The 15,394-nt window shown below is 64.3% G+C and carries 17 protein-coding genes; 12 read left to right on the forward strand and 5 right to left on the reverse strand.

All coding sequences use genetic code 11. The features are described from left to right. Positions 1–70: 70 nt before the first annotated feature. The 3 genes from AV929_RS04960 to AV929_RS04970 all read right to left on the reverse strand — a co-directional run bounded on the left by AV929_RS04960 (position 71) and on the right by AV929_RS04970 (position 1,798). Positions 71–781 carry a hypothetical protein gene (locus tag AV929_RS04960; RefSeq protein ID WP_225308096.1) on the reverse strand — a complete coding sequence of 237 codons (711 nt, stop codon included), beginning with the start codon at positions 779–781 and terminating at the stop codon, positions 71–73. A gap of 94 nt (positions 782–875) precedes the next feature. Then, a complete protein-coding gene (locus tag AV929_RS04965) occupies positions 876–1,304 on the reverse strand; it encodes an adenylyltransferase/cytidyltransferase family protein (protein WP_064287605.1) in 429 nt (142 codons plus the stop codon). Then, a complete protein-coding gene (locus tag AV929_RS04970; RefSeq protein ID WP_014040778.1) occupies positions 1,301–1,798 on the reverse strand; it encodes a Mov34/MPN/PAD-1 family protein in 498 nt (165 codons plus the stop codon). Before AV929_RS04970 ends, AV929_RS04965 begins: the two co-directional genes overlap by 4 nt. A gap of 94 nt (positions 1,799–1,892) precedes the next feature. Between AV929_RS04970 and AV929_RS04975 the strand changes: the two genes are divergently transcribed. Next, entirely contained in the window at positions 1,893–3,806 is a 1,914-nt protein-coding gene (locus AV929_RS04975) for a DHH family phosphoesterase (RefSeq protein ID WP_064287606.1), read from the forward strand. Between the two features lie 27 nt (positions 3,807–3,833). Here the strand turns inward: AV929_RS04975 and AV929_RS04980 are convergent, their stop codons facing one another. Together AV929_RS04980 and AV929_RS04985 are read right to left on the reverse strand one after the other, a co-directional pair. After that, positions 3,834–5,459, reverse strand: a complete 1,626-nt coding sequence (locus tag AV929_RS04980; RefSeq protein ID WP_064287607.1) for a phosphatidylserine/phosphatidylglycerophosphate/cardiolipin synthase family protein — start codon at positions 5,457–5,459, stop codon at positions 3,834–3,836. A gap of 42 nt (positions 5,460–5,501) precedes the next feature. Beyond that, positions 5,502–6,773 carry a HEAT repeat domain-containing protein gene (locus tag AV929_RS04985; RefSeq protein WP_064287608.1) on the reverse strand — a complete coding sequence of 424 codons (1,272 nt, stop codon included), beginning with the start codon at positions 6,771–6,773 and terminating at the stop codon, positions 5,502–5,504. A 125-nt stretch (positions 6,774–6,898) separates the two neighbouring features. On the opposite strand from AV929_RS04985, the gene AV929_RS04990 reads away from it, so the two are divergent. From AV929_RS04990 to nuoK, 11 genes are all read left to right on the forward strand, one after another. Further along, entirely contained in the window at positions 6,899–8,521 is a 1,623-nt protein-coding gene (locus tag AV929_RS04990; protein WP_014040782.1) for a uracil-xanthine permease family protein, read from the forward strand. 2 nt (positions 8,522–8,523) lie between these two features. Further along, entirely contained in the window at positions 8,524–8,946 is a 423-nt protein-coding gene (locus tag AV929_RS04995; RefSeq protein ID WP_014040783.1) for a hypothetical protein, read from the forward strand. 46 nt (positions 8,947–8,992) lie between these two features. After that, positions 8,993–9,643, forward strand: a complete 651-nt coding sequence (locus tag AV929_RS05000; protein WP_014040784.1) for an AIR carboxylase family protein — start codon at positions 8,993–8,995, stop codon at positions 9,641–9,643. Positions 9,644–9,799: 156 nt separating this feature from the next. Continuing rightward, positions 9,800–10,213, forward strand: a complete 414-nt coding sequence (locus AV929_RS05005) for an NADH-quinone oxidoreductase subunit A (RefSeq protein WP_004957100.1) — start codon at positions 9,800–9,802, stop codon at positions 10,211–10,213. Further along, entirely contained in the window at positions 10,206–10,898 is a 693-nt protein-coding gene (locus AV929_RS05010; protein ID WP_004957101.1) for an NADH-quinone oxidoreductase subunit B, read from the forward strand. Before AV929_RS05005 ends, AV929_RS05010 begins: the two co-directional genes overlap by 8 nt. 6 nt (positions 10,899–10,904) lie before the next feature. Further along, positions 10,905–12,587: an NADH-quinone oxidoreductase subunit D gene (locus AV929_RS05015; protein WP_014040785.1), complete on the forward strand. Its 1,683-nt coding sequence runs from the start codon at positions 10,905–10,907 to the stop codon at positions 12,585–12,587. Next, on the forward strand, positions 12,587–13,627 hold the full coding sequence (locus AV929_RS05020; protein ID WP_014040786.1) for a complex I subunit 1 family protein: 1,041 nt from the start codon (positions 12,587–12,589) through the stop codon (positions 13,625–13,627). The genes AV929_RS05015 and AV929_RS05020 overlap by 1 nt, the downstream gene beginning before the upstream one ends. Positions 13,628–13,673: 46 nt before the next feature. Then, positions 13,674–14,135, forward strand: coding sequence for an NADH-quinone oxidoreductase subunit I (locus AV929_RS05025; RefSeq protein ID WP_004518194.1), 462 nt, complete (start codon positions 13,674–13,676; stop codon positions 14,133–14,135). 293 nt (positions 14,136–14,428) lie between these two features. Further along, positions 14,429–14,698, forward strand: a complete 270-nt coding sequence (locus AV929_RS05030; protein ID WP_004591678.1) for an NADH-quinone oxidoreductase subunit J — start codon at positions 14,429–14,431, stop codon at positions 14,696–14,698. After that, positions 14,695–15,093 carry an NADH-quinone oxidoreductase subunit J gene (locus tag AV929_RS05035; RefSeq protein WP_014040787.1) on the forward strand — a complete coding sequence of 133 codons (399 nt, stop codon included), beginning with the start codon at positions 14,695–14,697 and terminating at the stop codon, positions 15,091–15,093. Before AV929_RS05030 ends, AV929_RS05035 begins: the two co-directional genes overlap by 4 nt. Next, the gene (gene nuoK / locus AV929_RS05040; protein WP_014040788.1) at positions 15,090–15,392 is read left to right on the forward strand and encodes an NADH-quinone oxidoreductase subunit NuoK; all 303 of its coding nucleotides are present in this window, start codon (positions 15,090–15,092) and stop codon (positions 15,390–15,392) included. The genes AV929_RS05035 and nuoK overlap by 4 nt, the downstream gene beginning before the upstream one ends. Positions 15,393–15,394: the final 2 nt, after the last annotated feature.

Consider the following 15,394-nt stretch of genomic DNA (forward strand, 5'->3'; position numbering starts at 1 on the left):
ATCACGCCTCCAAGAACTGTGAGCACCACGTTCGTATCTCGGACTGGAACAGGGAGGGCTACGTCACCGATTACAGTGTCCCGATAGCCCGGTGGCGACGAAACAGGTAGTAGCAGCCGATTATAGGGTACACTATCGGCCCGGGAATCAGGAAAAAGACACCGAGATTGACGTAGTTCCCCGGATTAGGCTGCCACGTCCCGGACTGAAGGCGAACGTAGGTCGCATCGCGGTAGATGGCGACGGAGAACGGTACCGCGGTGAGGATACCGACGCCAATCGAAACAAGTCCGATACCGACGCTTCCGCTCGAAACAAGTACGCCCCCGAGAGCGAGGCAAACGGGCGGCAGCACGGCCCCGATAGCGACAACCGTCCACCACCAGTCCCGGTCGACCCAGTCGACGACATACTGATGGCGTTTGTACAGGTGGTGAAGTTTCATCAGGTAGCCGAGGAAGAAGCCGGCGACCGCATACAGGACTGGATTCGGGTCCCAGTCCACGTCTGCTTCCTGCACTTTCTTTGTATCAAAGTAGAGGAAAACCGGCGTTACGAGCCACGATATCAGTGCCACGACAATGCCACCGAGGTACCAGACGCCGAACGTCCCGAAGATGCTGGCCATCCCGAGGGGCCCGGTACCCACACTCTCGCCCCCTATCCCGACAACGATCAGTCCGAGACCGAGGAATCCAAACAGGAGCGTCGGCAGGAGCAGCAGTATCTCTACAGCGCGGTACGACCGTGAATCGACGTCGTTGACTGTGACCATCCCCATTGTATCGTCCCAACTGGTGATTGCATTAGCGATACGTGAGTGTAAAATAATTTTGCTAATATGCTGATAAGAGTGGGCAGACTACGGAACCGAGTCAGCTACGCTCGTCGACAATCCGGTCGATGATCCGGCCTGTCGACAGGAGCCGGTCAGCCGCCTCGGCTTCCAGCGGGCTGGCCCGGCAGATATCACAGTCGAGGCCCCGGGCGGACAGCGCCGCTTCGAGTTGCTCGTCGTCGTGGTGCTGGTCGTAGCCCAGCGCGATGATGTCCGGTTCGATGCGCTCAATGGGAACGAAGATGTCCTCGGGATGGCCGAGGTGCGCTTTGTCGACCGGTTTGAGCGCGCCGACCATCTCCCGGCGCTGCTCGTCCGGGACGACCGGCGGCTCCTTGTGGGTGACGTTGACCGAGCGGGCGACGATGACGTGCAGTTCGTCGCCCATGTCGGCGGCGTCCTGTAGATAGTGGACGTGGCCCGGATGCAGAATGTCGAACGTTCCCTGTGCGACGACGCGGGTCACTGATCGAACTCCTCCTCACGTAGCTCCGCGTCGATGTCGGCCTGATCGAAATCGAAAAAGGACTCCTCCGGCGGCTCCACGTCGAGCACCGGAAGGTCGACGACCGAGCCGTCGCTGTCGAAGGCCTTCCAGTCGTCGCGACCGTACGGGTAGCCGACGATGATGTGAACGTCGCCGCGGCCGAACGTCGCGAGGTCGGCGTCACTGGGCTTGAGGACGCCGTTCGGGTGCGAGTGAATCGACCCCGCTGCTCGCATGTCGTTCGGAACCATGCTCGTCTTGACAGTCGCACTGACCGGGTTCGACTCCGTCCCCGGAATGACCAGAACATCGGTCAGAACGGTCCCGTCGTCGTCGAGCCCGAGCTTGCTGGCGTCATCGCCCCTGAGAAAGCCCATATACTCGTTGGGATGGGCCTCCTCAGAGGCTGCGAGCGCGAACTCGAGTGCGGACTCCGCAATCCCGAGTATCCCGCTCGTTCGGAACAACCCCATACCACGCAGTCGGGTCGGACGCTTTTTACGCGTTGTGTTCGTCCCTCCGCGGATTCCGAAGAGTACAAACGGGGGAGCACCGAAGGATTGACAAATGTCTTCGCCAACTGGCACCGGTGACGGTGCTACGGTCCCCGACGGCGGGACCATCGTCTACGATCTCGCGGACCAATGTACGTCCGACGATCTCGAAGAAGGCGCACTGTACCACGCAACTGTCAACGGCACTGTCGAATACGGCGTGTTCGTCGATCTCTCCGACGCTGTCTCCGGACTCGTTCACGACTCTAATCTCCTTGGTCAGTACGACGTGGGCGAGGACCTCATCGTCGAACTCGGCGAGATCCGTCCCGACGGCGACCTGAGCTTCGAGGAAGTGCGAGTCGCCGATTACGAGGAACAGCACGTCGCCCACGGCAACGCGACCACCGTCGCCGACCTCGTCGACGCCACCGGTGAGACGGTCATCATCGAGGGCCAGGTCGTCCAGATCAAACAGACCGGCGGCCCCACTGTGTTCCAGGTCCGGGACGAAACCGGTATCGTCCCCTGTGCCGCCTTCGAGGAGGCCGGCGTCCGGGCGCACCCCGACGTCCAAATCGACGACATCGTCCGCGTCTCCGGGCGCGCCGAGGAACGCGACGACGGCTTGCAGGTCGAGGCTGAATCGCTGACCGTCCTCGACGGTGAGGAAGCCGACGACATCGAGAGCGACCTCGACGCCGCGCTGGCGGAGGCCGCCGAACCGGCCGACGTGGAGCCGCTGGTCGAGTGGCCCGCCTTCGAGAAGCTGTGGGACGACCTCCGCGAAGTCGCGACCGAACTCCGCAAGACGGTGCTTTCGGGCCGCCCGATTCGCATGCGACACCACGCCGACGGCGACGGGCTCTGTGCGAGCGTGCCGCTGCAGGTCGCGCTGGAATCGTTCATCGCCTCCCAGTACGAGGACGCCAGCGCGCCCCAGCACCTCCTCAAGCGCCTGCCGAGCAAGGCCCCCTACTACGAGATGGAGGACGTGACCCGGGACCTCAACTTCGCGCTGGAGGACCGTACCCGCCACGGCCAGAAGCTCCCGATGCTGCTGATGCTCGACAACGGCTCCACCGAGGAGGACACACCGGCCTACCGTAACCTCCGGCACTACGACATCCCGGTGGTCGTCGTCGACCACCACCACCCGGACCCGGAAGCCGTCGAGCCGCTCATCGAACAGCACGTCAATCCATACCTCCACGACGAGGACTACCGCATCACGACGGGGATGCTGTGTGTCGAACTCGCCCGGATGATCGACCCCGACCTCACCGAGGACCTCCGACACGTCCCCGCTGTCGCGGGCCTGTCGGACCGCTCCGAGGCCGAGGCGATGCGCGACTACATCGACCTCGCCGGCGAGAAGGACTACGACGAGGCCGACCTGCGCGACATCGGCGAGGCGCTGGACTACGCGACCCACTGGCTGCGCTACAACTCCGGCGAACAGCTCATCACCGACGTGCTGAACGTCGACTGCGACGACCGAGACCGCCACGGGGAAGTCGTCGACTTCCTCGCCGACCGGGCCGAGCGCGACGTCGAGGACCAGCTCGACGCCGCGATGAGCCACGTCGAGCACGAGCGCCTCGACAACGGCGCGCACCTCTATACGATCGACGTGGAGAACCATGCCCACCGCTTTACCTACCCCGCGCCGGGCAAGACGACCGGCGAAATCCACGACCGGAAGGTCGCCGAGACGGGCGACCCCGTCATCACCATCGGCTACGGCCCGGACTTCGCCGTCCTGCGCTCGGACGGCGTCCGCCTCGACATCCCGCGGATGGTCACCGAACTGACCGAGGAGGTCGACGGCGGCGGCGTCTCCGGCGGCGGCCACCTCGTCGTCGGCTCCATCAAGTTCGTCAAGGGCCGGCGGGAGTCGGTCATCGACGCCCTCGTCGAGAAGATGGCCGAAGCCGAGATCGACGAGGAGCTCGGAAGCTCGACGGCGCTGCCGGAAGAAGTGTAACGCCGCTCGACACACGATACCCGTTTTTTACGCCTCGAACGAAACCCGACGAGCGGCGAGCCCGGCGACCACGATGAGTCCGAGCAAGGCCACGAGTGCCCCAATCGGCGTGTCGAACCCGCCGGCCCCCCAGTCAGCGTCGAAGACGGCACCGAAGTAGTCGACCGCGTCGCGGCCGTGCAACACGAGTACGACCTCGCGATTCGACGTCGCTGCCGCCTCGTTCCAGTTGAGGCTGCCGACGACGACCTGCTTGTTGTCGATGACGGCGCCCTTCGCGTGGATCTTCTCGTAGCGACCGGCGGGGTCCGCCACTTTCGCCGTCAGCGATGCGTCGTTGCGGTCGGCCCACTCCCGAAACCGCTGTGCTGTCTGCGTGTTCTCCTCGCGAACGTACCACGCGTCACTCAGCAGGAGGCGGACTTCGACGCCGCGCGACGCGGCCCGGCGGAGCGCCCGCAGAAGTGGGCTCTCCCAATCTCCGACCGTGGGCTGGATGACGTCGATGGAGTCGTCCGCGTCGTCTATCGTCGCGACGAGTTTGCCCTGGGCATTGTCCGGGGTAACCAAGAGGTCCGTCCGCTGGACGGCCACCGACTCCGTCCGGAACTCGCTCGGGTACGAGCCCGTCGCCGGCTCGCCCTGCTCGAACTGTCGCCCCTGACGGTACTCCCCCCACCGCTCGCTGTCCTGCCAGCCGGCGTCAGATCGGAACGTCTGATTCAGCCCGTCGACGACCCGTCGTTGTGCCGTGATGACGCCCCAGCCCCGGCTGCTGTTTCCGCCGGTTCCCGCGGGTTTCCAGTTCTCCGTCAGCACGACGGCCCGCCCGTCGGCGACGGCGTACTTCGCGTGGTGGTAGCGGTATCTGGTGCGCGGGCCAGTCACTACCCGAACCGGGACGCCGGCGTCGGTCAGCCGGTCGAGGGTGCGGGCTTCCGCGGCGGTGCGGCTCCCGACCGGTTCACCTTCGAGAAGGACGCGGACCGTCGCGCCACGGCGCTGGGCGGCGATGAGGGCGTCGGCGACCCTGGCCGAGGAGAGCGTGTAGCCGGCCAGGTACACCCGTTCGGTAGCGTTGCGAATCGGTTGCATCGGCGCGGCGGGCGAGTCCGGAAGCGTGAACGCTTGTACCTCGCCGCCGGCGGCCCTGACGACCGGTTGGTCCGTCGCGCCCAGCGGTCGCCAGCGGATGACTGATCCGTTTACCTCGCCGAGTTCCCCCTCGACAGCCTCGGTGTACCGAACGGCATCGACAGTCTGATTGGCACGCTGAAGGCGAACCCGCTCGCCCCCGTTTGCCAGTGCGAGATGTCCGTCGAGGCCGACGACCGGCCGGTCGGTGAGCCCGCGTGTCCGGTTCGGTGCCGTCGAGAGGACGACGCGCCCGCGTGCGCTGGTATTCGGAATACCCGCAGTCCCGTCACCGTCGGTAATGGCGTACTGTCCGATGTCGGTCCCGTCGGGGATGTCAAGGACGACGAACTCCCCCGCGTCGCCGCCAGCGACAGGGTCCGGGTACACCGCGTGAATCGACGGCTCCGCAGGACGGCTGGCTGTTGTGCCGGCTTGAGACGCCTGTCCAACTGCGATATGGGGACCTATCGCGGCGAGGACGAGCACGCAACAGACGAGTGGGGCGAGCGACCGCATCGGGGCGTCTGGCCGCCCGTTCGTATAAAAAGATTCCCTGACTCAGGCGCTTGACGCCTTCTCGGCTTCGGCCTGGACGATGTACGCGCGGTCGTCCGTGTAGCGGGCGGCTTCCTCGAGCGCCGTTTCGGTCCCGATCTGTCGGAGCGCCCACGCGGCGGAGGCGCGCACGGAGTCGCTGTCGTCGGACTCGAGTATGTCGCCGAGCGGCTCGATAGCGCGGGTGTCACCGAGCAGGCCCAGAGTGCGGGCGGCGACCGAGCGGATTTCTTCGCTGTCGGCGTCGAGTCGGTTGGCGACCGGCTGGACCGACTCCGCGCTGCCGATAGCGCCCAGCGCGCGCAGCGTGACTTTCTGGAGCGCGGGGTCGCCGTCGCCGTCGATGTAGTCGTGCAGCGTCTCGGTCGCGCGCTCGTCGCCGATCTTCCCCAGTACCTCGATTGGCCCTTTGTCGCGCTTCTGGGCGCGCTGGTGCATCGCGTCGAAGGCCGGCTCGGCGTCGCTGCCGAGGTTGTACAGGAGGTCGACGATGTATCCGTCGAAGAACTCCGACCCGAGTTTGTCGTATGCGAACAGAACCTGTTCGAAGTCCCCCTCCTCGGCGTGGAGCTTCGCGGCGTTCCACTCCGGCGGGAAGTCCTTCCGGTTCTCGTTGGTCAGGATATCATAGAAGCCGCGGGCGTCGAGTTGCTCCTGTACCGTGAGGTCGTCCCAGACTTCGGCTTCGTCCAGCCCTGTTTCCAACGTTTCCGCCGCTTCGAGGAGCCCTTCGATAGTTTCCGTGTCCTCGTCAGGGTCGAGGTTTGCCGCTTCGATAGCGTCGACGACTGTGGTCAGCGCATCCCCGGCAGCGACGAAATCGCCGCCCGTGTCGGCGTCGTGGTCGACGAACTCGGCGCTTTCGTCGAGGAACGTCTCGACGGCCTCCTGGGCCTCGCCCTCGCCGTCGTCGGTCCACTCGCTGTCGGTGACGGTGTCTTCCGCGTCGGAAACGATAGTGACCACGTCCTCGGCGTAGGGGCCACGCTGTGCATCGAGGTCGTCCCGGAGGTCCGAGAGCTGTGACTCCAGTTCCTCGCGGGGGTCTTCAGCGTCGTCGTCTTCGTCGGGTTCAGGCAAGTCGGCGGCTTCGAGGTCGTTCTCGATGTCGTCGAGGGACGACTCGACGTCGTCGAGGTCTGCCTCCGTCTCTGCGGCGTCGAGGTCCTCGCTGGCCTCTGTAAGACGCGATTCCAGTTCTTCGGCGGTCACGTCGATCTCGTCTGCTGCCTCGGCGTCGTCCGACGCGTCGGCCTCGTCGTCCCCGTTGCTCATGTCGAAGACTGTGTCGGAGCGGGCCAAGAGCGTTTTCCTTTCGAGGCGGGCGGCTGAACCACGTCGCCGCTGGGCCAACGAGCAAAGAATATGTATCGGGAGTTGCAGTGCCATGGGTAGCGAGCATGACTGACGCGACACCGCCGGACGACGGACAAAATCCGACCACACCGGAGGAACCGGAAACCGCCGGCTTCGTCGAGTACGGCATCGACGACAAGCCACCGCGAAAGCAGGCGATACTGCTCGGCGTCCAGCACTACCTGACGATGATCGGCGCGTCCGTGGCGATCCCGCTCGGACTCGCGGGCGCGATGGGGATGTTCGAGGCCGCGCCGGACCAAGTTGGCCGTCTCATCGGGACGTTCTTCGTCGTCTCCGGCATCGCGACGCTCGCCCAGACGACGCTCGGGAACAGATACCCGATCGTCCAAGGCGGGACGTTCTCCATGCTCGCGCCCGGGCTGGCCATCATCGGCGTGCTGGCCCAGCAGGGGGCGGACTGGCAGACAATGCTCGTCGAACTACAGGGAGCTGTCATCGTCGCCGGCATCGTCGAAGTGGTGATCGGCTACAGCGGCCTCATGGGGAAGCTGAAGCGGTACGTCGGGCCGGTCGTCATCGCGCCGGTCATCGCGCTCATCGGACTGTCGCTGTTCAACGTCCCACAGATAGCGAACCCGAACTTCGGCAACCCCGGGACCGGGCAAAACTGGTGGCTGCTCGGGCTCACAATGCTCTCGATTATCGCGTGTTCGCAGTATCTCGATCGACGCCACCGCGCGTTCAAGCTCTTTCCCGTACTTCTGGGTATTCTGTTTGCATGGACCGTCGCGGCTATCCTCTCGGTCACCGGCGTCTTCGCCGCAGGCTCGGTCAGCTATGTCTCGCTCGGTTCGGTCACGAACGCACCGCTGGTCCAGCCCATCTACCCGTTCCAGTGGGGGCTCCCGCAGTTCACGCCGGGGTTCATCGTCGGGATGTTCGCCGGGATGCTCGCTTCCGTCGTCGAGAGCTTCGGCGATTACCACTCCGTCGCCCGCATTGCCGGCCGCGGTGCGCCGAACAGCCGCCGAATCAACGACGGTATCGGGATGGAGGGGGTCGGCAACGTATTCGCCGGCATCATGGGCACCGGCAACGGCTGTACGTCGTACACTGAGAACGTTGGGGCAATCGCTATTACTGGCGTCGCGTCCCGCTATGTCGTGCAGATCGGCGCCGCGGTAATGATTCTGGTCGGCTACTTCGGTCCAGCGGGCCAGCTGTTCGCGACCATCCCGTCGCCGATCATCGGCGGCCTCTACATCGTCATGTTCGGACAGATCGCTGCCGTTGGCCTCTCACAGCTCAAATACGTCGACCTCGATGCCAACCGGAACGTGTTCATCGTCGGCTTCGCGCTCTTTGCCGGCCTGGCGGTGCCCGAGTATATGAGCCAGGTCGGGCAGGGAATGGACGTCGGCAGTGCGACAGCTCTCCAGCAGGGCTTGGCAGCCGTTCCGGTCCTCGGGAGTGTGCTCGGGACCGATGTGGTCGCGACGACGCTGTTCGTCATGGGTGGCACCGGGATGGTCGTCGGCGGTATCGTCGCCTTCGTCCTCGACAACACCGTGCCGGGGACCCGCGAGGAGCGCGGCCTCGCAGCCTGGGCCGCGCTCACGGAGGACGACAGCGAATACGTCTCGTCACTGGACCGCATCCGCGGCCGCGGCGGCGACCGCCCGGCTGCAGTGAGCGACGACTGACCGTGGACGACGACGGCGACGGCACGACCGCAGACGCCGCATCGCTTGTCGACACCGAGCGGTACGCCGGCACGCTCCGAACCGGCGGGACTGTCATTCTCGGTGCTGATCGCCTGGTGGTCGACCGTGGCGACAATCCGGTGGTCGTCGACCTCGACGACATCGTCGAGGTAAGTCTTCAGGACGTCGACTGGTTTCTCGCGGTGATGAGCGCCGCGCTGGTCGGGTTCGGTCTGCTGTCACTTGACCGGTCGGTCCTCCTCGGTGGGGCCTTCGCTGTCGCCGGTGCCGCCAGCCTCGCGCTCACCTACCGCAAGCGGTACGCGCTCAGGATACAGGTCACCGGTCGTACCGACCCACTCAGGTGCTTCCCTGCGGACCCACAGACGCTGCTTGCCGAACTGGAAGCGGCCCTAGCCGACTGACCGGAAATCGCCTACACTTACGCCCGTCCCCGTTCCAGTCGGTCGTATGCCCGCAGACAGCGTCCAGTCGCTCATCGACCAGTTACGCGAAGAAGCCGAGATGGACCGGCCGAACGATCTGACGCCCGATGTCGGCATCGTCATGGGGTCGGACTCGGACCTGCCGACGATGGCCGGCGGGCAGGGCAAGCGGCCCGGGGCCTACGCGGCGCTTGCCGACGAACTCGGCTTCGAGGAACAGACGGACTACACCGACGCGCCCGAGAGCCGCTTCACCTTCGAGACGTTCGTCTGCTCGGCCCATCGGACGCCGGACCTGATGTACGCGTACGCAGAGACGGCCGCTGACCGCGGCATCGACGTCATTATCGCCGGCGCTGGCGGCAAATCCGCGGACCTGCCGAACATGACCGCCAGCATCGCCTACCCGCTGCCGGTTATTGGCGTCCCAGTGCAGGAGAAATCCGTCGACTCGGTCATCGGGATGCCACAGGGCGCGCCGCTGACCGCGGTCGACGCTGGCAAGTCGTTCAACGCCGCGCTCTCCGCGGTACAGATTCTCGCACGGCAGCACGACGAACTCCGTGACCGTCTCGTCTCGTATCACGAAGGCCTCCAGACCAACGTCGGCGAGGCGTCGCGCGACCTCCACGAACTCGGGACACCCGGGTTCAAGCGCGAGTACTGGGACGAGTGATAACTGAGGGGCGTCACACCCTGGGAGGTGCGGCAGTTACAGGTCACTTGCCATCCGAGAGCGCGTCGGCTCTTAAAGACCCACAGGGCCGAAAAACCGAACAATGAACCCTTATATGCGAGTACTTCTAACCGGCAGACGATAGGAGATACCGGAATGAGTAATCCATGGATCGCCATCGGCGCGCTCGCGGTCGTGGCGCTAGCCATCCCACTGACGATGATGGCAGTTTCGAGCCTATTGCGGCCCAGCGTGCCGGAACAAGGCAAACGCACCACCTACGAGTCCGGTGAAGTGCCGACTGGCAGCAGTCGACAGATCAAGTTTAATATCCAGTACTACATGGTCGCGCTGCTGTTCGTCGTCTTCGACATCGAGACCGTCTTCATCTTCCCGTGGACGGTCATCTACAGCGACGCTGCCGCTGAGCTCGGGATGACCACGGCACTGCTACCGATGGTCGTATTCATTACGATTCTCGCCATCGGACTCGGTTGGGCCTGGCGTAACGGTGCAGTTCAGTGGGTGCGCAGTCCGCGCGCCACGAAGGGGGCAGACACATATGAGTAGTGACCAGACACCACCGGCCGTCGAAGACGTATCGACACAGGAGGCCCGCATGGGCGACGGGGCCGACGACCGCTTCAACTCGACGCTACGTGAGGCGTTCGGGTCGACGCCGTTCATCCTGACCAAGTTCGACAAGTTCATGAACTGGGTCCGGGGCTCCTCGATGTTCATGCTGCAGTTCGGGATCGCCTGCTGTAGCATCGAGATGATCCACACCTACGCGATCAAACACGACCTCGACCGCTTCGGGTCAGGGGTGCCACGCGCGTCCCCGCGCCAGGCGGACGTCATCATCGTCCCGGGGACCATCGTCTCGAAGTTCGCGCCGCGGATGAAGCGCGTCTACGACCAGATGCCCGAGCCGAAGTTCGTCGTTTCGATGGGGTCGTGTACCATCTCCGGCGGCCCGTTCCAGGAAGGGTACAACGTGATCAAGGGCGCGGAGGAGGTCATCCCGGTCGACATCCACGTCCCGGGCTGTCCGCCCCGCCCCGAGGCACTCATCTACGGCGTCGCCAAACTGCAGGAGCGCATTGCCGAGGGCGAGTCCTCACCGGTGACGGTCAAACCCTACGAACTGGAGCAGTTCGGCGACCTCGAACAGGACGAGCTCGTGGATAAACTCGCCAGCGAGATCGACGAGGAAGACCTCGTCATGCGGTACAACTGGAACGACTCTCCATAACCTGCCATGAGTTTAGAAAAACCATCACGCGATACGGCGCTCGACGTCGGCGTTACGGAGGACGGCCTTGATTACGACGCGCTCGCGGACCTGCTCGGGGGCCACGTCCTCGACCGCGAGGAGCACGTCAACGCCGAGGGGTTCGTCATCCGTCCCGACGAGGTCCAGGAAGTCCTCTCGACGCTGAAAGAGGAGGCCGGGTTCGACCACTGCGCCTGTGTCACGGCACAGGAGTACGACGACCGGTACGAATCCATCTACCACCTGCGGAAGTACAACGACCCGACACAGGAGCTGTCGATCGTCGTCCCGTCGCCGAAAGACGACCCGCACAACGAGTCGGCCGCTCGCGTCTACGACACCGCGGACTGGCACGAGCGGGAGGCGTATGACCTGGTCGGGATCGACTACAACGACCACCCGGACCTGCGTCGCATCCTCCTGCCAGAGACCTGGCAGGGCCACCCCCTGAGCCAGGACTACAATCAGGACCAGCCACAGATCGTCTCACTGCGCGAGCACGCGAACCCACTGAAAGACGACAAACGCAGCGAGGACGATCCGGACACGATGTTCGTCAACATCGGCCCGCACCACCCGGCGACCCACGGCGTGCTCCACGTCGAAACGGTGCTCGACGGCGAGCAGATCGCCGACCTCGAACCCGACATCGGCTACCTGCACCGCTGTGAGGAGCAGATGTGCCAGCAGGGCACCTACCGCCACCAGATCATGCCGTACCCCGACCGGTGGGACTACATTTCCGCTGGTATCCTCAACGAATGGGCGTACGCGCGCGCGGCCGAGGACCTCGCGGATATCGAGGTCCCCGAGTACGCGCAGGTCATCCGGACGATGGCGGCGGAGATGTGCCGGATCGCCTCGCACGAGCTTGCGCTGGCGACGTTCGCGCTGGACGTGTTCGGCGACTTCACCGCCGTCTTCCAGTACGGCATCCGCGACCGCGAAATCGTCCAGAACCTGCTGGAAGACCTGACCGGCCAGCGGCTGATGTTCAACTATCTCCGGCTGGGCGGGGTCGCCTGGGACCTACCCGAGCCTCGCGACGAGTACTTCGAGAAGATCCGCGACTTCCTCGACGATCTCCCGCACAAGCTCGAAGAAATCCACGACCTCGTCACCGGGAACGAGATCTTCCAGATGCGGTGTGTCGACACCGGCGTCCTCTCGCCGGAGCAAGTCAAACAGTACGGCGCGACCGGTCCCGTGGCACGCGGGTCGGGCGTCGACTACGACATCCGGCGCGACGACCCGTACGGCTACTACGACGAACTCGACTGGAACGTCGTCACCGAGCAGGGCGGCGACAACTTCAGCCGCGTTCTCGTCCGCCTTCGCGAGGTCGAGGAGTCCGCCCGCATCATCGAGCAGTGTGTCGACCTGCTGGAGCAGTGGCCGGAAGACGACCGCGAGATTCAGGCCAACGTCCCGCGGACGCTCCGACCCGACCCCGACAAGGAGATTTACCGCTCCGTCGAAGGTGCAAAGGGCGAACTCGGCATCTACATCCGCTCGGACGGCACGGACAAGCCGGCCCGGTTCAAGATCCGCAGTCCGTGCTTCTCGAACCTGCAGACGCTGCCGGAGATGTCCCAGGGCGAGTACATCCCTGACATGATCGCCTCGCTCGGGAGCCTCGACATCGTACTCGGGGAGGTGGACCGGTAATGCAGTCGGCGCCGTTACCGGAAACGCTCGCGAACCTGCTGGACCTCGACCCCAACAGCACGGCCGTGATGATCGTGCTGAGCCTCGTCGGAGCTGGACTCATCGGGACGCTCATGATGACGAACACGGCGCTTGCCGGTCCGTGGGCGAAGCGAAAGATTACGGCCGCGTTCACCGACCGCATCGCCGTCGACCGTATTGGCCCGTACGGGCTGTTCATTATCGTGGCTGACGCCGTTCGCCTGCTATCGAAGGAACTCATTGTTCCCGAAGGCGTCGACCGACCGGCGTGGGACCTCGCGCCGCTGATTATCGCCAGTACCGCGCTGCTCGGCTTTGCCGTGATTCCGATGGGGAACGGCATTCACCTCGCCGACCCCGAGGTCGGGCTGGCGTACGTGTTCGCCGTGGCCTCGACCACGTCGATCGGTCTCGTGATGGCCGGCTACGCATCGAACAACAAGTACTCGTTCCTTGGCGGGCTGCGCGCCGTCGCGCAGAACCTCGCCTACGAGATCCCGCTCATCCTGACGGGCGCGTCGGTGGTCATCTTCGCCGGTTCGCTCCAGATGAGCGAGATCGTCGCGGCCCAGCAGCAGTCCCTTATCGGCCCGCTGCCGTCGTGGTACGCGTTCGTGAACCCCTTCGCGTTCGTGCTGTTCATGATCGCGAACCTCGCGGAAGTCGGCCGGAACCCGTTCGACATCCCCGAAGCGCCGACCGAAATTGTCGCCGGGTATCAGACCGAGTACTCCTCGGTGTACTTCGTCCTGATCTACCTCGGGGAGTTCATCCACATCTTCCTCGGCGGGGCGATCATCGCCACGATCTTCCTCGGTGGGCCGGCCGGTCCGGTCCTGCCCGGCATCGTCTGGTTCCTCATCAAGATCTGGGGCGTCTTCCTGTTCACGCAGTGGGCCCGTTCGGCGGTGCCCCGCGTCCGGATCGATCAGCTTATCGAAATCGGCTGGAAGGGAATGCTGGTGCTCTCGCTGGCGAACCTACTGCTGACCGCGGTTATCGTCGGGGTGACCGTCTGATGACGGCCACGCGAACCGACCCACGAGCGACCGGAGGTGACCTGTCATGATCGGAATCCTGAAATCCATGGCGACGACGATGAAACACGCCCTCGACGGGGAGACGTTCACGGTGGAGTACCCGGACGTCGCCCCCGAGGTGAGCCCCCGCTTCCGCGGCGTCCACAAGTGGAGCCAGGAGCGGTGTATCTGGTGTCGACAGTGTGAGAACGTCTGCCCGAACAACACGATCCAGATCGTGATGGACGAGCAGCGCAACGGCGAGCAGTACAACCTCCACATCGGCCAGTGTATCTACTGCCGGCTGTGTGAGGAAGTCTGCCCGACCGACGCCATTCTCCTGACCCAGAACTTCGAGTTCACCGCGGACACGAAAGACGAGTTCGCCTACGACAAGGAGCAACTCAAAAACGTCCCGTGGTACAAGGACATCGACCCACTCGAGTCACGCGAACCGGACCGGGGCGCGTGGATCGGCGAAGGCGACGGCGAAGTGGACTACCAGTAACTCCTTTTACGACGGCTTTCAGCGGTTCTCTGTCGGGTCAAGCGTCGTTGCTGAACTGTCATCCGTACGTGACTCGCCGAAACGACCGTCCGCTCAGCGAGGCCGACCTTCCAGTATCACTCCCTGGGTAGAGCTACGGGCACCACCGCTGCAACCCACCAGTTAATTGATAGGTGTTCGCCAGCAGGACGGAAGTGCCCCGAAATATGGGGGCCATACCGGCAAACAGTGGCTCTACTGGCGAGACGAAAGAGGAATCTTCAAAGGGACGCCGCAAAGAGTCTCCAAGTAAGATGGCACTGGCAGAGTCAATTGCGTTCGCGCTGTTCGCTATGGTAACGGTGGGCAGCGCTGCGGGCGTCGTGTTAGTCCGGGACGTCTGGCACTCGGCGCTGTTACTGGGCGTGTCACTCGTCAGCGTCGCAGTGTTCTACGTAATGAACCAGGCGGCGTTCGTCGCAACGATGCAGATCCTGGTGTATGTCGGCGGCGTCCTCGTCCTCATCACCTTCGCGGTGATGCTGACCCGCGAGGACGAGTCGGTGATCGAGGTGACACCATGACCACAAAACCCGAACTACAGACGGAGGGGAGTTTCGTCGCTGGACTGGCCGCAATCGCCCTGTTCGTCGTTCTCGGTGCAGTGTTCATGGGCGTCTCGTTTCCCGCACCAGCGGGCTTCGGCGAGGGAGCGGCGATAACCAAGAGCCTCGGCGCGGCGCTGTTCGATATCGCCCCGAGCGCGATTATGGGCGAGGGTGAGACGGCCGTTCCCGGTGAAGGGTTCCTCGTCGCCTTCGAGGTCATCGACATCGTGCTGGTGGCCGCACTCGTCGGGGCCGTCATGCTCGCTCGCCGCGAGGTCGCCGGCGAGTCGGTCACGCTCGGTGTCGAAACCAAAGAAGACGAAGACGTGCCCGTTGCCGCTGACGGTGGCCCGGGAGGTGACGACTCGTGATTCCGGCCGAGACGTATCTCCTCCTGTCGGCGGCCATATTCTGTATCGGCCTGTTCGGCATCCTCACGCGACGGAACGCGCTCATCTTCCTGATGTCCGTCGAGCTGATGTTGAACGCTGCGAACATCAACCTCGTCGCGTTCTCGCTACAACACGGGAACCTCACCGGCCAGGTGTTCAGCCTGTTCACGATGGCACTCGCCGCCGCGGAGGTCGCCATCGGGATCGGTATCGTCCTGGTCCTGTACCGCAACTTCTCAGACGTGGACGTGACGAAGGCGACGACGATGAGGTGGTAACA

Source organism: Haloarcula sp. K1 (genome assembly GCF_001647155.1).
Taxonomy (GTDB): Archaea; Halobacteriota; Halobacteria; order Halobacteriales; family Haloarculaceae; genus Haloarcula; species Haloarcula hispanica.

Bases quoted from the DNA above. Each gene is read 5' to 3' on its own strand.
- AV929_RS04960 (WP_225308096.1), bottom strand. From the start codon at position 781: ATGGGGATGGTCACAGTCAACGACGTCGATTCACGGTCGTACCGCGCT.
- AV929_RS04990 (WP_014040782.1), top strand. From the start codon at position 6,899: ATGACTGACGCGACACCGCCGGACGACGGACAAAATCCGACCACACCG.
- AV929_RS04975 (WP_064287606.1), top strand. From the start codon at position 1,893: ATGTCTTCGCCAACTGGCACCGGTGACGGTGCTACGGTCCCCGACGGC.
- AV929_RS05000 (WP_014040784.1), top strand. From the start codon at position 8,993: ATGCCCGCAGACAGCGTCCAGTCGCTCATCGACCAGTTACGCGAAGAA.
- AV929_RS05015 (WP_014040785.1), top strand. From the start codon at position 10,905: ATGAGTTTAGAAAAACCATCACGCGATACGGCGCTCGACGTCGGCGTT.
- AV929_RS05010 (WP_004957101.1), top strand. From the start codon at position 10,206: ATGAGTAGTGACCAGACACCACCGGCCGTCGAAGACGTATCGACACAG.
- AV929_RS04985 (WP_064287608.1), bottom strand. From the start codon at position 6,773: ATGAGCAACGGGGACGACGAGGCCGACGCGTCGGACGACGCCGAGGCA.
- AV929_RS04980 (WP_064287607.1), bottom strand. From the start codon at position 5,459: ATGCGGTCGCTCGCCCCACTCGTCTGTTGCGTGCTCGTCCTCGCCGCG.
- AV929_RS05025 (WP_004518194.1), top strand. From the start codon at position 13,674: ATGATCGGAATCCTGAAATCCATGGCGACGACGATGAAACACGCCCTC.
- AV929_RS05005 (WP_004957100.1), top strand. From the start codon at position 9,800: ATGAGTAATCCATGGATCGCCATCGGCGCGCTCGCGGTCGTGGCGCTA.
- AV929_RS04970 (WP_014040778.1), bottom strand. From the start codon at position 1,798: ATGGGGTTGTTCCGAACGAGCGGGATACTCGGGATTGCGGAGTCCGCA.
- AV929_RS05035 (WP_014040787.1), top strand. From the start codon at position 14,695: ATGACCACAAAACCCGAACTACAGACGGAGGGGAGTTTCGTCGCTGGA.
- AV929_RS05030 (WP_004591678.1), top strand. From the start codon at position 14,429: ATGGCACTGGCAGAGTCAATTGCGTTCGCGCTGTTCGCTATGGTAACG.
- AV929_RS05020 (WP_014040786.1), top strand. From the start codon at position 12,587: ATGCAGTCGGCGCCGTTACCGGAAACGCTCGCGAACCTGCTGGACCTC.